The organism is Streptomyces milbemycinicus, assembly GCF_002154605.1.
Classification (GTDB): Bacteria; Actinomycetota; Actinomycetes; order Streptomycetales; family Streptomycetaceae; genus Streptomyces; species Streptomyces milbemycinicus.
Genome location: NZ_MUNE01000247.1, coordinates 1 through 4,692, shown reverse-complemented (window position 1 = coordinate 4,692; position 4,692 = coordinate 1). Strand labels below are relative to the sequence as shown.

The 4,692-nt window shown below is 73.3% G+C and carries 4 protein-coding genes and 1 pseudogene; all 5 read left to right on the top strand.

What is annotated here, in order from left to right; genetic code table 11:
- Window positions 1-740: 2-C-methyl-D-erythritol 4-phosphate cytidylyltransferase (gene ispD / locus CCN51_RS20535; RefSeq protein WP_086859953.1), on the top strand; the 740-nt coding region annotated here is incomplete at its 5' end.
- Window positions 730-1,266 carry a 2-C-methyl-D-erythritol 2,4-cyclodiphosphate synthase gene (gene ispF, locus CCN51_RS20530; RefSeq protein ID WP_078610526.1) on the top strand — a complete coding sequence of 179 codons (537 nt, stop codon included), beginning with the start codon at window positions 730-732 and terminating at the stop codon, window positions 1,264-1,266. The genes ispD and ispF, both read left to right, overlap by 11 nt.
- A 261-nt stretch (window positions 1,267-1,527) precedes the next feature.
- Complete coding sequence (gene cysS / locus CCN51_RS20525) at window positions 1,528-2,928, top strand: cysteine--tRNA ligase (protein WP_014177576.1); 1,401 nt, start codon at window positions 1,528-1,530, stop codon at window positions 2,926-2,928.
- 196 nt (window positions 2,929-3,124) lie between these two features.
- The gene (gene rlmB / locus CCN51_RS20520) at window positions 3,125-4,078 is read left to right on the top strand and encodes a 23S rRNA (guanosine(2251)-2'-O)-methyltransferase RlmB (RefSeq protein ID WP_014177575.1); all 954 of its coding nucleotides are present in this window, start codon (window positions 3,125-3,127) and stop codon (window positions 4,076-4,078) included.
- A 179-nt stretch (window positions 4,079-4,257) separates the two neighbouring features.
- Window positions 4,258-4,692 (top strand): annotated as a pseudogene (locus CCN51_RS20515) (hypothetical protein); the annotation flags it as partial.

Here is a 4,692-nt window from a genome sequence, read left to right as displayed (position 1 = left end):
GCCCCACCCGTACCGCCGCCGTGATCCCGGCCGCGGGCCGCGGGGTGCGGCTCGGGCCCGGCGCGCCCAAGGCCCTGCGTCCGCTCAGCGGTACGCCGATGCTGGTCCACGCCGTGCGCGCGATGGCCCGGTCCCGTTCCGTCGCGCTCGTCGTCGTGGTCGCCCCGCCGGACGGGGCCGATGAGGTCCGCAGGCTGCTCGACGCCTATCCGCTGACCGGAACCACCGATGTGGTGGTGGTGCCCGGCGGCGAGACCCGCCAGGAGTCCGTACGGCGCGGCCTGGCCGTCGTGCCCGAGGACGTCGCCTGCGTCCTCGTCCATGACGCGGCGCGCCCGCTGGTCCCCGTCGACACCGTGGACGCGGTCGTCGCGGCCGTACGGGAGGGGGCGCCCGCCGTCGTCCCGGCGCTGCCGCTCGCCGACACCGTCAAGCAGGTCGAGCCGCGCACCGGCGACCGGGCCGGGGAGCCCGAGCCGGTGGTCGGCACCCCGGACCGCGCGCTGCTGCGCGCCGTACAGACCCCGCAGGGCTTCGACCGGGCCACGCTGGTCGAGGCGCACGAGAAGATCGCCCTGGAGGGCGAGGGTGCGACGGACGACGCCGGGATGGTGGAGCGTCTGGGGGCCGAGGTCGTGGTCGTGCCCGGCCATGAGGAGGCGTTCAAGGTGACCCGGCCGCTGGATCTGGTGCTGGCCGAGGCCGTGCTCGCCCGGAGGAGGGCCACCGATGGCTTCTGAGACCCCCGGGGGCCCCGGGCTTTCTCATGCCTCCGGCGCGCCCCTGGCCGGGATGCCGCTCGTGGGCATCGGCACGGATGTGCACGCCTTCGAGGAGGGCCGCGAGTTGTGGTGCGCGGGTCTGCTGTGGGAGGGCGAGCAGTACGGCCTGGCGGGGCACTCCGACGGTGATGTCGCCGCGCACGCCGCCTGTGACGCGCTGTTCTCCGCCGCCGGGGTCGGCGACCTCGGCGCGCACTTCGGCACGGACCGCCCCGAGTGGGCCGGCGCCTCGGGGGTCACCCTGCTGGCCGAGGCCGCCCGGATCGTCCGCGCCGCGGGGTTCGAGATCGGGAATGTGGCGATCCAGGTGATCGGCGTACGCCCGAAGATCGGCAAGCGGCGGGACGAGGCGACGAAGGCGCTTTCGGCGGCGGTCGGGGCGCCCGTGGCGATCTCGGGCACCACGACGGACGGCCTGGGCCTCACCGGCCGCGCGGAAGGTCTCGCGGCGATCGCCACGGCCCTGGTGGTACGGACGGGCTAGCCGTTCGCGGACGGGTCAGCGGCGGGGGCGGGGGAAAAGTCGCTCCGCGAGCGGTTCGGCTGAGCGGTTCGGCCCAGCGGTTCGGCTGAACGGTTCGGCCGAGCGGTTCGGCTGAGCGGTTCGGCCCAGCGGTTCGGCTGAACGGTTCGGCCGAGTGTCGTCCGAGCGGTTCCGTGGCCGGAGCGTCCCAAGTGTCACGCTTCTGTGTCCCTGTGGCCATAGGGTCCCGGGGCACTGCCGCGTTCCGTCTACCCTTGATGCGTGACTATTCGCCTGTACGACACCAGCGCCCGGCAGATCCGTGACTTCAACCCGCTCACGCCGGGCTGTGTCTCGATCTACCTGTGTGGCGCGACCGTGCAGGCCGCCCCGCATATCGGGCACATCAGGTCGGGGCTCAACTTCGACATCATGCGCCGCTGGTTCAGCTACCGCGGCTACGACGTGACGTTCATCCGCAACGTCACCGACATCGACGACAAGATCATCGCGAAGTCGGCGGAGCAGAACCGCCCCTGGTGGGCGATCGGCTATGAGAACGAGCGCGCGTTCAACTCCGCGTACGACGTCCTCGGCTGCCTGCCCGTGACCTATGAGCCCCGGGCCACCGGCCATGTGCCGGAGATGATCGAAATGATGCGGGGGCTGATCGAGCGGGGTCATGCCTACGCCGCCGAGGGCAGCGTCTACTTCGACGTGCGCTCGTACCCCGGCTATCTCCAGCTCTCCAACCAGGAGCTGGACGGGCTGCGCCAGCCCTCGGGCGAGGGGGAGTACGGCAAGCGCGACCCGCGCGACTTCGCCATGTGGAAGGCGGCCAAGCCCGGCGAGCCGAGCTGGGAGACCCCGTGGGGGCGCGGCCGGCCCGGCTGGCACCTGGAGTGCTCGGCGATGGCCCACAAGTACCTGGGCTCGGCCTTCGACATCCACGGCGGCGGCGTCGACCTGATCTTCCCGCACCACGAGAACGAGATCGCGCAGGCCAAGGCGTTCGGCGACGACTTCGCGACGTACTGGACGCATAACGCCTGGGTGACCATGAGCGGCGAGAAGATGAGCAAGTCGCTCGGCAATTCGGTGCTGGTCTCCGAGATGGTCAAGCACTGGCGCCCCATCGTGCTGCGCTACTACCTCGGCACCCCGCACTACCGCTCCATGATCGAGTACAGCGAGGAGTCGCTGCGCGAGGCCGAGTCCGCGTTCGCGCGCATCGAGGGCTTCGTACAGCGCGTCACCGAGAAGGCCGGGAAGGTCGTCCCGCCCGCGCCCGAGGTGCCGCCCGCGTTCGCGGAGGCGATGGACGACGACTTCGGCGTCCCGCAGGCGCTCGCGGTCGTCCACACCACCGTCCGCCAGGGGAACTCCGCCCTGACCGCCGACGACAAGGAGTCGGCGGTCGCGCGGCTGGCCGAGGTGCGCGCCATGCTCGGCGTGCTGGGCCTCGACCCGCTCGACGAGCACTGGGCGGGCGGCCCCGACCGGGGTGAGGATCTGCACGGCGTGGTCGACTCGCTCGTACGGCTGGTCCTGGAGCAGCGGCAAGCCGCGCGGACCCGTAAGGACTACGCGACGGCGGACGCCATCCGCGATCAGCTTCAGCAGTCGGGGCTGGTCATCGAGGACACCCCGAGCGGGCCGCGCTGGGAGCTCGGCTCGCGCTGACCCCGGCGGCCCCGCCCCGACCGACCGAGACCCGACAGACCCCCGACTGACGCGGTGCGCCCCCGGCGCACCCACACGACATGACCCAAGCAGGCAGCCGCCGGACCAGGCCCGGAGGCGCAGCCGCGCGAAGCCGTGAGGCCCGTCAGGGCCGGGCGGCCGGCGGGCGGCCACGGACGAGGAACAGGTGAACCCCATGGCCGGCAACAGCCAGCGCAGGAACCGTCGCACCGCCAACAAGAAGGGCGCGACGGTCGGCAGCGGCGGCAAGCGGCGCCGGGCTCTGGAGGGCAAGGGCCCCACCCCGCCCGCCGAGATGCGCAAGGGCCATGCCAAGCAGCGCGTCGCCAACGCGCGCGCCAAGCAGGCGGCCCGCCGCCCGGCCCCGCGGCGCGGCGGCGGCAAGGGCACGAACGAGCTGGTGGTGGGCCGTAACCCGGTCGTCGAGGCGCTGCGCGAGGGCGTCCCGGCCAGCATGCTGTACGTCCAGCAGTTCATCGACAGCGACGAGCGGGTGCGCGAGGCGCTGAAGCTCGCGGCCGACCGCGGTGGTATCCACCTCATGGAGGCCCCGCGCCCCGAGCTGGACCGGATGACCAACGGCCTCAACCACCAGGGGCTGGTGCTCCAGGTGCCGCCGTACGAGTACGCGCACCCCGAGGATCTGCTCGACGCCGCGGCCGAGGAGGGCCAGGACCCGCTGATCGTCGCCCTCGACGGGGTCACCGACCCGCGCAACCTGGGCGCCGTGGTGCGCTCGGTGTCGGCGTTCGGCGGCCATGGCGTGGTGGTGCCGGAGCGGCGCGCGGCCGGGATGACGGCGGGGGCGTGGAAGACCTCGGCGGGCACCGCGGCGCGTACGCCGGTGGCGCGGGCGACGAACCTCACGCGCGCGCTGGAGGCGTACAAGAAGGCGGGCCTGATGGTGGTCGGGCTCGACGCGGACGGCGACACCGAGGTGCAGAACGCCGAGGTGCTGGACGGACCGGTGGTGATCGTGGCCGGCAGCGAGGGCAAGGGGCTGTCCCGGCTGGTCGCCGAGACCTGTGACGTCCTGGTGCGCATCCCGATGCCCGGCGGCGCCGAATCGCTGAACGCGGGCGTGGCGACGGGTGTCGTGCTGTACGAGGTGGTCCGGCACCGGAGCTGAAGTGATCATGGGCTGAGGGGTCTCACATGATCATGGCTTGACGGGCCTCGGACACCTTGGGGCGGTCACGGCAGTGTCCTATCCGCGCGTCACTCGGTTAGTTGAGCGTGGAGACCAGAACACCCCGCACGCCCTTGGGGGGACGCGCACCGGGTTTTGAGGACGAGCCACGGCTGACCATGGCCAAGGTGCCGAGCGATCCGGCACAGGTCACCGTCAATCCCGCGAGCTTCCGGGTGCGGCTCGCCGCCCCAGTGGTGAGCGACGCGCTGGCGGACACCACGCGGCTCGCCCGCGTCCCGGCCGCAGCCCGGCGCCGCCCGCCCGTGGTCTGGAGCGGCCGCACCCGGCCCGGCGGCGACGCGGACACCGCCCGGCTGCTGCAGGCCGTGCGGTACGCGGGGGTGGGACTCGCAGAAAAGGGGGCCGGCGGCGCCACCCGAGTCGGGGACGGCGGCGAGGACGTGGCCGCCACCCAGGTGCTGCCGCGGCTCGCCTTCGACGACGGCCCGCCCACGGTCATCGGCCCGCGCCGCACCCCGTACGCCGAGCGGGGGCGCGCCCCGGCGGCAGCCGGTGGAGTGCCGCCGCAGGCGGGGGAGAGGCGGGCGGCC